Consider the following 14,630-nt stretch of genomic DNA (forward strand, 5'->3'; position numbering starts at 1 on the left):
AGACTATACCACCTCTTACCACACACCTCAGGCCGTCGGCGTATTTCCCGCTAGCGCCACTACGTTTTCTTGTTCTGCGGGCGTTTTGCTGGTTTTCTCTTTTTTCTTTTCCACGTAGGTCAGTTTTTCCTGACTCTGCGTTGGCGGGGTTAGCGGATGGGATTGACCCGTGAAGATGCCGCCTTTTTCGATAGAGAGTTCATCGGTGAAAATATCACCGAACACTTTTCCCTGCGCCAAAATAGCCACAACGCTGGCAGCCACACGTCCTTCAACGCGGCCGTTGATGACGATCTGCTGCGATTTTATTTCACCGTTTACCTGACCCGTGTGCTCCACTTTCACCGTGTTATCACACTGCACATCACCCTCTACCTGACCTTCCACGGTAATGTTGCCATCAACAGATAAAGCGCCCGTCATACGCGCGCCCTGAGAAATAAAGGTGTCCTTTTTCACGCGCACAGGATTCACTGAATTAATCAACTCGTTCGATGGGCTAATAGCGGGAGAGCTGTTTACTTCACTGTGCCCTTGCGGTTCTTTTACGTCTTTTTTGTTTTTATCAAATGAAAACATCGTGTTATTCCTTTTAACAGTATAAAAAAATGCGATAGCGGCACTCGCGGCCAGTAGCGCAACCACGCCCTGACCGTAATAGCGAAGGGGAAATTCGCTATAGATATCAATAAGCCAAACGGCAACCAATAACGCCCATATCGCCCATATTCCCCAAAGCAGGTTGTAATTACGCACGATCGGAACGCCGATTAAATTCAATTTCCAGAGTGGAAATATCAGGAATAGTAATACGAAGTGTTTTACGTCCTCCTTCCAGATAGCGTATGTCGATCTGCACATCAGCACGATTGCCGACGTGCTGTTTAACGACTGCTTTTAATTCATCCAGCATGTTATCCAAGATTTTATGAGCCATACCATTCTCCCTTTCTTGGTATCTTCCTTGATGACAGTCACGCTGTACTGTCAAACGACATAAAGGGTATCGGGTAAAAATGTATTTTATTTAGCCTTAAACTTCAAAAACCCGATCTCGTTCACTTTCCTTTACTCACATCACTACGTAAAAAAAATCCTATTATACAAAAGCTTAAATTATTACCGTAACTCGCGCCTCTCTCTGCACGTTGTTTCGCTGTAGGTTACCCTGTAGATATTTTCATAATGACATTGCTTAGCTAAACCGATTCTTCTATTTTAGCAAACAGTCTACTTCTCGTTGATAAGAGTCACGTTATGGCAAACAGAATTTGGGTCATGGGCGACGCGGTTGTCGATCTCATCCCGGAAGATACGGAACGCTATCTGAAATGCCCCGGCGGTGCGCCAGCCAATGTCGCTGTCGGCATTGCCAGACTGGGGGGAAACAGCGCCTTTGTCGGTCGCGTCGGTGACGATGTTTTTGGGCATTTTCTCAAAACGGTGCTGGAGCAGGAAAACGTCGATACCCACTATATGGCGCACGACAGGCATCACCGGACATCAACCGTGGTCGTGAGCCTTGATGAGACGGGGGAACGCACTTTTACGTTTATGGTGCGCCCCAGTGCCGACCTGTTTTTACAATCGGAAGATCTACCAATATTTAACCGCAGAGAGTGGCTGCACCTCTGCTCCATCGCGCTGTCGCAAGAACCGTCGCGCAGTACCGCATTTGAGGCGATGCGCAAGGTTAAAGCCTCGCTGGGGCGGGTCAGTTTCGACCCTAATATCCGTGACGACCTCTGGCACAGCGAGCAGGAACTGCGCGATTGCCTGACACAGGCGCTGATGCTGGCCGATGTGGTAAAACTGTCGCGCGAGGAGCTGACCTTTCTCTGTCCAACAGCGGATGTTGAAGAAGGGATTCAACAGTTCATGCAGCGCTACCCTACTCGATTGCTGCTGGTGACGCTGGGCAGCGAAGGCGTCTGGCTGCACGATCGCCACCAGCTACAGCACTTTGCCGCACCAATGGTGACCCCTGTCGATACTACGGGAGCAGGGGATGCCTTCGTCGCCGGTTTACTGCATGGCCTGGCGCAATATGACGACCTGTCACAGCCACTTAGCTGGGACCCAATTATCGAGCAGGCGCAGCGGTGCGGTGCGCTGGCTACCACGGCAAAAGGCGCAATGACAGCACTCCCTTACGCGCAGCAATTGCACACCCTCCCCGTAACCAAGTCCTAACCCCTTCGCTTCATACGGTTAACGCCCGGTTTTGTAGTCAGGATCACAGTTACAGAATCGGGCGAATGAAATTTCTTGCTAACCCACCTTCCGGCTTTTATTTTTCTCATGAAAAACCGGTTTAGCAATTTAGCTAAACATGAGAAATCCAAAAACAATAAATCTCCTTCACGACGAGAACGAAAAAATGAAACCAAGCCACCTTGCTGTGACGATAGGGTTATTACTCTTATGTATCTGCTGCCAACACCGACAGTATTGAGGCCCGCCTGAACGCTATGGAGCAGCGTTTACAACAGGCAGAAGCCCGTGCTCAAGCCGCCGAGGCCAGAGCCAATGCCGCTGAAAAGCAAACCCAGCAGCTCGCCACCCGCACTACACAAACCGAACAGAAAACCCAGCAGGTGGAGCAGCGCACGACGGCGCTGGCAAAGCAGAAGTCGTTCGCCGATGGATTTGAATTCCACGGCTACGCGCGTTCCGGTTTGTCGATCAATGATTCTGCCACCAGCGCCAAAACCGATATCGGGCCGGGTATGTCCCCTGCGGGTCAGACGGGCGGGCATATTGGCCGCTTGGGTAATGAAGACGACACCTACGTTGAGATCAAACTGGAGCACAAACAAAAGCTGGATAACGGCGCGACCACGCGTTTCAAGGTCATGATGGCGGACGGCCAACGCAGCTATAACGACTGGACGGCAGCCACCAGCGACCTGAACATCCGCGAAGCCTTCGTCGAACTGGGTTCACTACCGACTTTCACCGGCGCGTTTAAGGACACCACGCTGTGGGCGGGTAAACGCTTCGATCGCGATAACTTCGATATTCACTGGCTCGATAGCGACGTGGTCTTCCTTGCAGGCACCGGCGGCGGTATCTATGACGTGAAATGGGCGGATAACGCCAAGAGTAACTTCTCGCTGTATGGCCGCAGCCTCGGCGAAATTACCTCGCTGGATAACGACATCAAAAACTACGTCTTTACCGCGAATAACTACGTCGGGCCATTCCAGTTCATGCTGAGCGGATTAACCGCCAAGAACAACGATGTAAAACAAAATACCGGTACAAGCCGCGATAACACCTTCGTTACCAATACCAATGCGGGCGACAAAGGCTATCACGCGATGGTGGCGTACCACGGCGACAGCTTCTACGGCTTACGCGACGGGACATCAAAAACCGCGATCCTTTACGGTCACGGTCTGGGCGGTGAAGTGAAGAACATCGGTGCCGACGGTAACCTGACCAATGACGCCAACACCTGGCGCTTTGCGACCTACGGCACCACGGCGCTGAACAAAACCTGGAGCTTCGCGCCGTCCATTCTGGCGCAAACCAGCAAAGATCGTTACGTCAATGGCGACAGCTACGAATGGGTAACTTTTAATGCGCGCCTGATTCAGGAAATCACCGAAAATTTTGCACTGGCTTATGAAGGCAGCTATCAATACATGGACCTCGATCCGCGCGGCTATCGCAGCCTGAATCAAGTGAGCGGCGGCTTCTATAAACTGACCTTTGCGCCTACGTTCAAGGTCGGCGATATCGGCAACTTCTTTAGCCGCCCTGAATTGCGCGTGTTTGCCAGTTATATGGACTGGGATAAACGACTGGATAATTACTCCAGCGAAGATACGTTTGGCTCCACCGGCTTTAAAGCAGGCGGCGAATGGAACTTTGGCATCCAGATGGAAACCTGGTTCTGATGATTGGCTAGCCTTGGCGTCGATGACACGCTAATCGACGCCAAAGAAACGGTATACACAGAGGAATAACATGGATATCAACGCAACTGCCTCCGCGCTCATCCCCTTACTTGGCGGAAAAGAGAATATCGCCAGTGCTGCCCACTGCGCCACTCGCCTGCGTTTAGTGCTGAACGACGACAGTCTGGCAGACAAAAAAGCGATCGAGAACGTTGATGGCGTTAAAGGGTGCTTTCAGAACGCCGGACAAATGCAAATTATTTTCGGTACCGGTCTGGTGAATAAGGTCTACGCTGAATTCATTAAAGCCGCTGGCATCAGTGAATCAAGTAAATCCGAAGCCGCCTCGATCGCCGCGAAAAAGCTTAACCCGCTGCAAAGACTGGCGCGTCTGCTATCGAATATTTTCGTCCCTATCATGCCGGCGATTATCGCTTCCGGCCTGTTGATGGGTCTGCTAGGTATGATCAAGACCTACGGCTGGGTTGATGCCAGCAGTGCGATCTTCGTGATGCTGGATATGTTCAGTTCCGCAGCCTTTATTATCCTGCCTGTTTTGATCGGTTTTACCGCGGCACGGGAATTCGGCGGCAACCCCTATCTGGGCGCAACGCTGGGCGGTATCCTGACGCATCCGGCGCTGACCAATGCCTGGGGCGTCGCAGGGGGCTTCCAGACCATGCATTTCTTCGGCATGGACATCGCCATGATTGGCTATCAGGGCACCGTGTTCCCGGTACTGCTGGCCGTCTGGTTCATGAGCATCGTGGAAAAGCGCCTGCGTAAAATTGTACCCGATGCGCTGGATATCATCGTCACGCCTTTCCTGACGGTCATCATTTCCGGCTTCGTCGCGATGTTGATCATCGGCCCGGCTGGGCGCGCACTGGGCGACGGTATTTCTTTCTTACTCAGTACGTTGATTACTCACGCTGGCTGGTTAGCCGGGTTGCTGTTCGGCGGCCTTTATTCCGCCATCGTCATCACTGGCGTTCATCACAGTTTCCATGCCATTGAAGCTGGGCTACTGGGTAACCCTAGTATCGGCGTCAACTTCCTGCTGCCAATTTGGGCGATGGCGAACGTAGCGCAGGGTGGCGCGTGTCTGGCGGTCTATTTCAAAACGCGTGATGCCAAAACCCGAGCCATTGCCGTTCCCGCAGGGTTGTCTTGTCTGCTGGGCATCACGGAAGCCGCGATATTTGGTATCAACCTGCGCTTCATTAAACCGTTCCTGGCCGCACTGGCTGGCGGTGCGCTCGGTGGCGCGTGGGTGGTCTTCAATCACGTCAATATGACGGCCGTCGGGCTAACCGGTTTTCCGGGGCTGGCCATTGTGCAAGGAGGATCGATGCTTAACTACCTGATTGGGATGTTCATTGCGTTCGGTGCCGCCTTTACCCTGTCCTTATTGCTGAAATATAAAACGGATAGCGAATAATGAAGGAAGTCCACTTATTAAAGCGCATGGCGCACGCCCTGATGTCAGGCCACTCACGGAAACAGGAAGACCCGTATCGCCCGGAATGGCATCTATCCCCGTGCGTAGGCCTACTCAACGATCCGAACGGATTTATTCATCACAAGGGGCGTTACCATCTGTTTTATCAGTGGAACCCTTTGTCTTGTGCCCACGGAGCGAAATTCTGGGGGCACTGGAGCTCCACCGATCTGGTGAACTGGAAGCATGAGCCCGTCGCACTGGTGCCGAGCGAAAGCTATGAAAGCCACGGCTGCTACTCCGGTTCTGCCGTGGTGGATCAAGGGGCAATCATGCTGATGTACACGGGTAACGTGAAATACGACGATGGCTCACGCACCGCGTTTCAATGCATGGCCCGTGAGAATCCTCACGGTGAATATGACAAGTTGGGAGCCGTGCTGACGCTTCCTGACGGCTATACGGGCCACGTTCGCGATCCTAAAGTGTGGCGTCATGACGCTCATTGGTACATGGTACTCGGTGCGCAGGATCTCGATCTTCAGGGAAAAGTCCTGCTCTATCGTTCTACCGACCTGCTGGCATGGGACAAGATCGGCGAGATCGCCGGTTCCCGTTTAGGTGGACTTGGTGATTTTGGCTATATGTGGGAGTGTCCAGACCTCTTCCCGCTGGATGGCAAAGATGTACTGGTTTGCTGCCCACAGGGTGTTCCTGCCGAGGAAGAACGCTACCTGAATACCTTCCAGGCTGGCTATTTTATTGGCTCGCTCGACTACACAAGCGGTGCTTACCCACATCAGGAATTCCACGAACTGGATCTCGGTTTCGAATTTTACGCGCCACAAACCACGCTGAGTGAAGATGGGCGACGCTTGCTATTCGGCTGGATGTCGATTCCTGACGATAATGAGTTTTTTGAACCGACGATCGAATACGGTTGGATTCATACCATGACCTGCCCGCGTGAACTCACACTGCATGGCAACCGCGTTTACCAGCGTCCTGCTCGCGAATTGCAACAGTTGCGCAAGCAGCATTACCGTTGGCAGGGTGTCGCAAACTATGCATCACCGCTCCCCATTAGTCGCGCGGAAGTGCTCGTCACCGTTCAGGGGGAATTCCAGTGCAACCTTGCCTCGCAGATTGTTCTCTGTTGGGACGGTGAACGCGTAACGATGAGCCGACACAACCGTCGCACCGGGGAACCCGAACACCGCTATTGGCGCGGCGATCTAAGTCAATTGCAGATACTGTGCGATCGCTCCAGCGTTGAAATTTTTATCAACGATGGCGAAGCCGTGATGTCTGCACGCTATTTCCCAGAAAGCGAGGCGACGATCACGTTCAGCGGCTCTGGGCGATTAACGCTACAACACTGGCTGTTAGCGCCATGCGTGATAGAATAACTTCCCTTTTTTCTGATAGCAGACCTCGCGGTGAAACCGACTAAACGCATAACAATCAGTGACATCGCCGCGCTGGCCGGTGTATCAAAATCCACCGCCAGTCTGGTGCTTAATGGCCGCAGCAAAGAGTTTCGCGTTTCTGATGAAACCCGAGATCGCATTTTAGCCGTCGCGCACGAGCAGCGTTATCAGCCAAGCATTCACGCACGTTCGCTGCGTTCCTCACGCAGCAACACGCTAGGGCTGGTCGTGCCGGAAATGACCAACTACGGCTTCGCCGTGATTTCCCGCGAGCTGGAGATGCTGTGCCGTGAAGCGGGGTTACAGTTACTGATTGCCTGTACCGACGAAAATGCCAGCCAGGAGATGATGGCGGTCAACAGCCTGGTACAGCGTCAGGTCGATGGCTTGATCGTCGCTTCCAGCCTATTGAGCGATACCGAGTATCAGAAGATTAATCAGCAGTTGCCCGTTATACAATTTGACCGGGTGATTGGTGATTCCACACTGCCAATGGTGATTTCCGAAGCGGTGGAATCCACAGCGGAAATGGTCGAACGTATCGCCCGCCAGCATCGTGATGAATTCTATTTCCTTGGCGGCCAGCCGCGAATTTCCCCGACTCGCCACCGGCTGGAAGGCTTCCAGCTTGGGCTGACGCGAGCCGGTATCGACTGCCAGCCGGAGTGGATTATTCACGGTAGCTACCACCCCAGCGCGGGTTATGAAATGTTTGCTCAGCTGTGTGCAACGCTAGGGCGTCCGCCAAAAGCGCTGTTTGTTGCCGCCTGTGGCCTGATGGAAGGCGTGCTGCGCTATATGAACCAGCATAACCTGATGGAAAGCGGTATCCGGCTGTGCTGTTTTGACGATCACTATCTGTTTGATTGTTTACCGCTGAAGATCGATACCGTGGCACAGGACTGCGAAAATCTGGCACGTAACAGCTTTGAAATGATTACGAGTTTGATTGCACAACAGCCGCTTGAAGAAGATCGACGCTATATCCCCACGCGTATTCACTGGCGTCATCCTGACTCACGGGCATAGGCCAAAGCAGTTCTCAATCCGCACTTCGCCGGTTGTCTCATTGCGAGCGGGTCTATGGCGTCTTCTGCTATTAACACCAAATATTTCCGTCCCGACAGCTTGACCGATCGGGAAGTTAAGGGTTGCATTGATAGCAATAATGCGGAATCATTTTGTCTAAGCATTATGGTCAAGGAAGACGCTAAGGTTCACCTGAATGATAAATAAGGCAATTAATAAAGCACCGCTCAGCCAATCAGCACCCCGCGGCTTTCCTCAATCACCCTGCTTTCAAAGAAAAATTGCAATTTCATCTGTCTTCCTTAAGCAGGATAGTTCCGTGCTACGCAAGGCAGATAGTTGCGATCGAAGAGGGCATCACTTCTTCAAAAATAAACATCACCACATGTAACGCATCACCCCAAGGCGTCTAACGATAGCCCTGATGTGACTGCATAATCACGATACATCACGATCAAAGAAAAGGGAGTTCACATGAACGTTCGCACTATCCGTACACCCGTTAGGCTGGCAGCGTTGATTGCCGCCACCATCGGCTTAGCGGCCTGCGAAGACAAACCCGGCGGAGCAGATGCCCCCGCCCAGTCCGCTTCCACCGCCGCCAACACCGCACCCGCACCGGCGGCGAAACCTCAAGTGGATGCTAATCAGAAACTCAATCTCTACATCCAATGTTTCAACGCCACCCATGAGCGCGCTCACAAAGCGATGGAGCGGTACACATCCTGGGTGAAAGACATGAAGTCAGGCCCTACGGGCAAAGAGCGCGTCATTTACGGCATCTACTCAGTATCGGAATCCAGCCTGAAAAACTGTAACGAACCTCTTATCAACGCAGCCCAAAGCGAGCCCGCCATGCCAGCGCTGGATACCGCTGCCAAGGACTACTCCACAGCCGTCATCACCTGGGGCCAGACGCTACAGGAAGCCTCAACTTACTACAGTCGCGAGAACTATAAAGATGATGCAATGGCACGCGGCAAGGCGATGCACGGCGACATCGTCAAACACTATGCGGCATTCAACACGGCCAGCCGCCAGTTCAATCAGGCTCTGGAAGAAGCCAACGATGAGCGCCAACTGAAGCAACTGGCAGAAATTGAGAAGAGTGAAGGTCGTCAGTTCAATTACTGGTATATGGCTACCATGCTCAGCGCCAAACAGCTGGTGAACATGCTGACGCAGGATAACTTCGACATCAACACCGCCACAGCCCGGCTCAAAGCCTATGAAGACAACGCTGACGCCCTGATCGAACTGGCCAAGCAGCCCGACGCCGCAAAACCCGCAACATGGTCCGTAATGGATTCACCATTGGAAAATTATCGCGTGTCCGCCAAAGAGCGCCTGCGCCGCGTGCGCGATAAAACCCCCTACAGCCAAGGTGAGCGCCTGCTACTGTCCAAGAACTCCGGCTGGATGGTGGATGGCAGCGCCGATAAGCTCATCAAGAACTACAACTCACTGGTGGAAAGCAGCAACCGCCTGCGCTAACTCATGCGAGCACGTTGCATAGAAAGATGACCGCGCGGCGAGTTAACCCTGCCGCGCATCTTGGTGAAGAGTGCGGGAAATAGTGCCTTGGTCGCTTTTTTGCGTGCAGAGCTTGCGGCGTTCTCCAGCATTCGCACGGCAATGACGTCATTCTGAAATAAAAAAAGGAATGCGGTTTGAATCTTCATCCCGCATTCCTTCTTAAAACATCTCTCGTAATCGTTATTTAGCGGCAGCGGTTTCCGCACCCACCAAGCCAACCTTGAGGTAGCCCGCTTTACGCAGCGAATCCATCACGCTCATGATAGTTTCATAATCAACGCTTTTATCCGCCTGAAAGAAGATAGTTGTTTCTTTGTTGGCGCTGGTTTTCGCATCCAACACCTGAGCCAGAGACTGCTCGTTAATCGCCTCTTCCCCCAGAAACATTTGCTTATCTGCTTTTACCGTCAGATAAAGTGGCTTCTCTGGACGCGGCTGCGGTACTGCTGATGATGCTGGCAGATCGACACGAATGTCCACCGTTGCCAGCGGTGCCGCCACCATGAAGATGATCAGCAGAACCAGCATGACGTCAATGAACGGCGTGACGTTGATGTCATGCATTTCACCGTCATCACCCGCGTCCTCCTTCAAATGCATCGCCATGACTTAACCCACCCGCAGTTTATGCGCTGCTGAAGACGCCCGGTTATCGTTGCTGGCGGCAACGTCAAGATCGCGGCTTTGCAACAGCAACACTTGTGCCGCCACATCGCCAACCGTCGCTTTGTAGCCAGCAATCGAACGAGCGAAGACGTTATAGATAACCACCGCAGGAATCGCAGCGACCAGACCAATCGCCGTCGCCAGCAGAGCTTCTGCAATCCCCGGTGCAACCACCGCCAGGTTAGTCGTTTGCGTCTGTGCAATACCGATGAAGCTGTTCATGATGCCCCATACCGTACCGAACAACCCCACAAACGGTGCAACTGCCCCAACCGTTGCCAGATAGCCATTGCCACGTCCCATATGACGCCCGGTAGCCGCCACGCGACGTTCCAGACGAAACGCGGTGCGCTCTTTAATCCCGTTGTTGTCATCCGAACGTGCGGAGAGTTCCAGTTCGTTCTGCGCATCCACCAATAGCTGTTGCGCTACACTGCCTGGTTTGAACGCCTCCGCCGTTTCCAGCGCATCGTCCAGCGTTTTCGCCTGTTCCAGCGCCAGATACTCACGGCGCAGGCGACGTTTTGCGCCAGACATTTCAACGCTTTTACTGAAGAAAATCGCCCAGGTAATCACGGAAGCCAACAGCAAGCCGATCATCACCGTTTTCACCACGGCATCAGCATGCTGGTACATGCCCCAGACGGACAAATCAGTCTTCATCAGGTTATTCGTACCCGGTGCAGCACTGGCCGGAAGCGTGAGCGCGGATGCTGGTGCATCGGTTGTCACGGGGGCAGAAGGGGATGCAGCAGCAGGCTGAGCGGCTGGCGCTGCATTCTCTGTCGATAACGGCGTCGTTGCCGGCGCTGCAAACGCATTTCCACTTAGTCCCGCCGTACACAGCAGGATAACCAGCACGCTACGGGAAAATGCGCTGAACGCACCACGTTTTTTTTGCCAGGTTGATAACACCTGTTGAGTTGTATTACTGACAGCCGTCTTCACGCTGTGCCTCCACCATTCGTTCTGTACAATAACGTGCACATACCCGCAGGTATTAATGCCGCAATAACGCAGCCTGAAATGATACCAAACCCTGAACGAATTGATAGTCGTTCTCATTATTATTTACGCCAGATAACACACTTTTTCTTGCGTTCTGACAGGGTTTTTAGGGGTATTACCTGCATATCGCTGGGAAATGCATAAAAAAATCATGAAACATAGCATCCAGAAATATATCTCAGGAGAGAACCGCAGGTACTCACTTAGAGCACAGCGTTATACCGCTAGGTTTTTGTGATCGACATTAAGTTATCACACCATTTCATGGTGGCTGGCGATAGGTTCAATGAAATGAATAGAAACACAAACACACAATAAGATAAATAAAAACACCGTGTTACGTATATTGAGATTGGGGAAATAGGAACAAAACGCCTATAAAACAGCATTTCATATTAGCTTTTTCTTTTGTGACACGAGTCATTCTACGAAGTTGTATAATAGGTTAGCTTAACTCATAGAGAATGCCGACGCGCACCACGATAATATCCCATACAATGATGCCGTCGTCTCACCACTGTACCACCATAAGTTATTCTATTTTTTCATAGGTTTATTTTTTCAATCACCATTTGATTATCGATAATGTCACCCTACCTCTGGAGATAATTCAATGAAGCTGTCGAAAACATTGATCGGCGTTTGTCTGAGTTCTACTGTACTCCTGATGAGCCAAGCGATTCAGGCGCAACAAATTAAAGCCTCCGATGTTCACCCTGAAGGATATCCGAATGTCGTCGCCGTACAGAAAATGGGAGAGAAATTAAAAGCTGCCACAGGTGGCAGACTGGAAATTAAAACCTTCCCTGGCGGCGTATTAGGTGATGAAAAACAAATGATTGAGCAGGCGCAGCTCGGTGCCATTGATATTATTCGTGTATCAATGACGCCCGTTGCCGCTATTTTACCGGAAATAGAAGTCTTTACGCTGCCCTATATTTTCCGTGATGAAGATCATCTGCATAAAGTACTGGATGGAAAAATCGGGCAGGAAATTGGTGACAAGATTACTCAGAACAGTAAATCAAAATTGGTTTTCCTAGGCTGGATGGACGCGGGAACGCGTAATTTAATCACCAAGCAGCCAGTAGCCAAACCAGAAGACCTCAAAGGCATGAAAATTCGCGTCCAAACCAGTCAGGTCGCTCTCGCAACGCTGAAAGCCATGGGCGCCAACTCCATCGCCATGGGCACCAGTGAAGTCTTTAGCGGCATGCAAACCGGCGTGATTGACGGCACTGAGAATAATCCGCCAACCTATGTCGCACATAACTACATGCCTGTTGCCAAGAATTTCACCTGGAGCCGCCACTTTATTATTCCTGAGCTGTTCCTGTACTCCAAAACCAAATGGGACAAGCTTTCCAAAGAAGATCAGGATCTTATCCTGAAGCTGGCGAAAGAAGCGCAGCAAGAACAGCGCGTGCTGTGGAATGAGTATACTCAGCAATCTCTGGATAAAATGAAGGCCGGTGGCGTTCAATTCCATGAAATTGATACCGAGTACTATTTCAAAGCTACGCAGCCTGTACGCGATCAGTTTGGTGCCAAATATCAGGATCTGATTAAAGCCGTCGCCGATACCCAATAATCAATATCTCATCTCAGCGGATAAATAGCCTGCTATTTATCCGCCACCATGAATAGCCTCATATTAACAATTATCCTTCGCTGCTCATTTAGCGAAGTGAATATAGGTGGCGCAATGGCACAGTCTTATCACTTAAGTATGGATATACTCTATCGTATTGCCATGTGGGTTTCTGGTCTGGCGTTATTAATTATGACGCTAATAATTCCTATCGGCATATTCGCACGTTATGTTTTAAATTCAGCCTTATCCTGGCCAGAACCCATTTCGATTATTTGTATGGTGACGTTTACTTTTGTAGGCGCAGCCGTCAGTTACCGTTCTAGCTCACATATTGCAGTCAGCATGTTTACCGACAGATTGCCAGAATCCGGTAAGAAGATTTGCGCTCACCTGTCGAATATCCTGATGCTCTTAATCAGCCTGTTTATTCTCTATTACAGCACCGTGCTTTGTATGGAATTATGGGAACAGCCCGTCGCAGAATTTCCATTATTAACCGCGGGTGAAAGTTATTTGCCGCTGCCTATCGGCTCGTTCATCACCGTGCTCTTCATCATCGAAAAAATGTTTTTCGGCCCGCAGGATAAACGCCCTGTGGTCATGCTTGGCAGTTCTTAATTCGGAGCCAATACCATGGATGCATTTATTCTTGTTGCCACGCTGGCTGTGCTGCTTGCGGTCGGCGTTCCTGTCGCCTACGCGGTAGGGTTGAGCGCGATTGTTGGCGCTTTCTGGATCGATCTGCCGCTTGAGGCAGTCATGATTCAGATTACCAACGGCGTGAACAAATTTTCGCTGCTGGCGATTCCCTTCTTTATTCTGGCTGGGGCCATTATGGCCGAAGGTGGCATCGCCCGCAGGCTGGTCAGCTTCGCGTATATTTTTGTCGGCTTTATTCGCGGCGGCTTATCGCTCGTTAACATCGTCGCATCGACATTTTTCGGTGCAATATCCGGCTCTTCGGTGGCAGATACGGCTTCAATCGGTTCAGTGATGATCCCGGAAATGGAGAAGAAGGGCTACCCACGCGACTTCTCTGCCGCCGTCACTGCCAGCGGCTCCGTACAGGCGATTCTGACACCACCCAGCCACAACTCTGTCATCTACTCGCTGGCAACCGGTGGTACGGTTTCGATCGCCTCACTGTTTATCGCAGGAATTCTGCCCGGCCTGCTGCTCAGTCTGACCTTGATGGTAATGTGCGTCGGTTTCGCGCATCGACGAGGCTACCCGAAAGGCGAGCGCGTACCGTTCCGTCAGGCGCTGAAAATCTTTGTCGATACCCTGTGGGGGTTGATGACCGTGGTCATCATCATGGGCGGTATTCTGTCCGGTATTTTTACCGCGACCGAATCTGCGGCCATTGCCTGCCTGTGGTCCTTCTTCGTGACCATGTTTATCTATAAAGACTATAAATGGTCAGAACTGCCCAAGCTGATGTACCGCACGGTAAAAACCGTCACGATCGTCATGATCCTGATCGGTTTCGCTGCCGCATTCGGTGCCATCATGACCTATATGCAGTTGCCCGCCCGCATTACCGAGTTTTTCACTTCCATTTCGGATAACAAGTACGTCATCCTGATGTGGATTAACATCATGCTGCTGCTAGTCGGTACGCTGATGGACATGGCGCCGCTGATCCTGATCCTGACCCCCGTACTGCTGCCTGTCGCTCACTCACTCGGCATCGATCCAGTACATTTTGGTATGATCATGCTGGTTAACCTCGGGATCGGCCTGATTACACCGCCGGTAGGGTCGGTACTTTTCGTCGCCAGTGCAGTCAGTAAACAGAAGATAGAGCAAGTCGTTAAAGCGATGCTGCCCTTCTACTGCGGACTTTTCTTTGTACTGATGCTCGTCACCTATATTCCGGCTATCTCGCTCTGGCTGCCCAAATTCTTTGGCGTCCATACGGGGTAATTCCCCCCCAATCGCGCCATGTTCTTCGTAGCAATGCAGAAGAACCTGGCGCTTTTCTTACCTGAAATATTTTCACCTACCTCCAAGCTTATCCC

13 protein-coding genes and 1 pseudogene are annotated in these 14,630 nt (G+C 51.6%); 9 read left to right on the forward strand and 5 right to left on the reverse strand.

The genetic code is table 11. The features are described 5' to 3' along the window. Nucleotides 1-27: 27 nt before the first annotated feature. Nucleotides 28-579 (reverse strand): polymer-forming cytoskeletal protein, encoded by a 552-nt coding sequence (locus A6301_RS20645; RefSeq protein ID WP_370642265.1) that lies wholly within the window; start codon nucleotides 577-579, stop codon nucleotides 28-30. A gap of 169 nt (nucleotides 580-748) precedes the next feature. Then, nucleotides 749-937: a hypothetical protein gene (locus tag A6301_RS20650; protein ID WP_215483285.1), complete on the reverse strand. Its 189-nt coding sequence runs from the start codon at nucleotides 935-937 to the stop codon at nucleotides 749-751. A 320-nt stretch (nucleotides 938-1,257) separates the two neighbouring features. Here A6301_RS20650 and A6301_RS20655 point away from each other — a divergent pair, with 320 nt between their 5' ends. The 6 genes and pseudogenes from A6301_RS20655 to A6301_RS20680 all read left to right on the forward strand — a co-directional run bounded on the left by A6301_RS20655 (nucleotide 1,258) and on the right by A6301_RS20680 (nucleotide 9,299). Next, nucleotides 1,258-2,193, forward strand: a complete 936-nt coding sequence (locus A6301_RS20655) for an aminoimidazole riboside kinase (RefSeq protein WP_234258635.1) — start codon at nucleotides 1,258-1,260, stop codon at nucleotides 2,191-2,193. Nucleotides 2,194-2,380: 187 nt separating this feature from the next. Then, a pseudogene (locus A6301_RS20660) lies at nucleotides 2,381-3,905 on the forward strand (carbohydrate porin). A gap of 70 nt (nucleotides 3,906-3,975) precedes the next feature. After that, entirely contained in the window at nucleotides 3,976-5,346 is a 1,371-nt protein-coding gene (locus A6301_RS20665; RefSeq protein ID WP_234258636.1) for a sucrose-specific PTS transporter subunit IIBC, read from the forward strand. After that, a complete protein-coding gene (locus A6301_RS20670; protein WP_234258637.1) occupies nucleotides 5,346-6,755 on the forward strand; it encodes a sucrose-6-phosphate hydrolase in 1,410 nt (469 codons plus the stop codon). Before A6301_RS20665 ends, A6301_RS20670 begins: the two co-directional genes overlap by 1 nt. A gap of 30 nt (nucleotides 6,756-6,785) precedes the next feature. Next, complete coding sequence (locus A6301_RS20675; RefSeq protein WP_107170944.1) at nucleotides 6,786-7,805, forward strand: LacI family DNA-binding transcriptional regulator; 1,020 nt, start codon at nucleotides 6,786-6,788, stop codon at nucleotides 7,803-7,805. Between the two features lie 474 nt (nucleotides 7,806-8,279). Further along, nucleotides 8,280-9,299: a YiiG family protein gene (locus A6301_RS20680; RefSeq protein WP_234258638.1), complete on the forward strand. Its 1,020-nt coding sequence runs from the start codon at nucleotides 8,280-8,282 to the stop codon at nucleotides 9,297-9,299. On the opposite strand, the gene A6301_RS20685 is transcribed toward A6301_RS20680, so the two are convergent. From A6301_RS20685 to exbB, 3 genes are read right to left on the reverse strand one after another with little or no spacing between them, the layout of a single operon-like run. Next, on the reverse strand, nucleotides 9,296-9,487 hold the full coding sequence (locus tag A6301_RS20685) for a hypothetical protein (RefSeq protein WP_234258639.1): 192 nt from the start codon (nucleotides 9,485-9,487) through the stop codon (nucleotides 9,296-9,298). The two genes, A6301_RS20680 and A6301_RS20685, sit on opposite strands and share 4 nt — an antisense overlap. 34 nt (nucleotides 9,488-9,521) lie before the next feature. Then, complete coding sequence (exbD, locus tag A6301_RS20690; RefSeq protein ID WP_107170941.1) at nucleotides 9,522-9,947, reverse strand: TonB system transport protein ExbD; 426 nt, start codon at nucleotides 9,945-9,947, stop codon at nucleotides 9,522-9,524. A 3-nt stretch (nucleotides 9,948-9,950) separates the two neighbouring features. Continuing rightward, nucleotides 9,951-10,955 carry a tol-pal system-associated acyl-CoA thioesterase gene (gene exbB, locus A6301_RS20695; protein WP_107170940.1) on the reverse strand — a complete coding sequence of 335 codons (1,005 nt, stop codon included), beginning with the start codon at nucleotides 10,953-10,955 and terminating at the stop codon, nucleotides 9,951-9,953. Nucleotides 10,956-11,628: 673 nt separating this feature from the next. Here exbB and A6301_RS20700 point away from each other — a divergent pair. The 3 genes from A6301_RS20700 (at nucleotide 11,629) to A6301_RS20710 (ending at nucleotide 14,535) form a co-directional block, all read left to right on the forward strand. Further along, nucleotides 11,629-12,606 (forward strand): TRAP transporter substrate-binding protein, encoded by a 978-nt coding sequence (locus A6301_RS20700; protein ID WP_234258640.1) that lies wholly within the window; start codon nucleotides 11,629-11,631, stop codon nucleotides 12,604-12,606. Between the two features lie 114 nt (nucleotides 12,607-12,720). Next, nucleotides 12,721-13,227, forward strand: coding sequence for a TRAP transporter small permease (locus tag A6301_RS20705; RefSeq protein ID WP_107170938.1), 507 nt, complete (start codon nucleotides 12,721-12,723; stop codon nucleotides 13,225-13,227). A 15-nt stretch (nucleotides 13,228-13,242) separates the two neighbouring features. Then, complete coding sequence (locus tag A6301_RS20710; protein WP_014698566.1) at nucleotides 13,243-14,535, forward strand: TRAP transporter large permease; 1,293 nt, start codon at nucleotides 13,243-13,245, stop codon at nucleotides 14,533-14,535. Nucleotides 14,536-14,630: the final 95 nt, after the last annotated feature.

Origin of the sequence: Pectobacterium sp. IFB5596, from assembly GCF_021432585.1 — a bacterium.
Lineage (GTDB): Bacteria > Pseudomonadota > Gammaproteobacteria > Enterobacterales > Enterobacteriaceae > Pectobacterium > Pectobacterium punjabense.

Coding starts and splice junctions, on each gene's coding strand:
- A6301_RS20645 (WP_370642265.1), bottom strand. CDS start 579: ATGTTTTCATTTGATAAAAACAAAAAAGACGTAAAAGAACCGCAAGGG.
- A6301_RS20710 (WP_014698566.1), top strand. CDS start 13,243: ATGGATGCATTTATTCTTGTTGCCACGCTGGCTGTGCTGCTTGCGGTC.
- A6301_RS20685 (WP_234258639.1), bottom strand. CDS start 9,487: ATGAAGATTCAAACCGCATTCCTTTTTTTATTTCAGAATGACGTCATT.
- exbD (WP_107170941.1), bottom strand. CDS start 9,947: ATGGCGATGCATTTGAAGGAGGACGCGGGTGATGACGGTGAAATGCAT.
- A6301_RS20650 (WP_215483285.1), bottom strand. CDS start 937: ATGGCTCATAAAATCTTGGATAACATGCTGGATGAATTAAAAGCAGTC.
- A6301_RS20700 (WP_234258640.1), top strand. CDS start 11,629: ATGAAGCTGTCGAAAACATTGATCGGCGTTTGTCTGAGTTCTACTGTA.
- A6301_RS20670 (WP_234258637.1), top strand. CDS start 5,346: ATGAAGGAAGTCCACTTATTAAAGCGCATGGCGCACGCCCTGATGTCA.
- A6301_RS20665 (WP_234258636.1), top strand. CDS start 3,976: ATGGATATCAACGCAACTGCCTCCGCGCTCATCCCCTTACTTGGCGGA.
- A6301_RS20680 (WP_234258638.1), top strand. CDS start 8,280: ATGAACGTTCGCACTATCCGTACACCCGTTAGGCTGGCAGCGTTGATT.
- A6301_RS20655 (WP_234258635.1), top strand. CDS start 1,258: ATGGCAAACAGAATTTGGGTCATGGGCGACGCGGTTGTCGATCTCATC.
- A6301_RS20705 (WP_107170938.1), top strand. CDS start 12,721: ATGGCACAGTCTTATCACTTAAGTATGGATATACTCTATCGTATTGCC.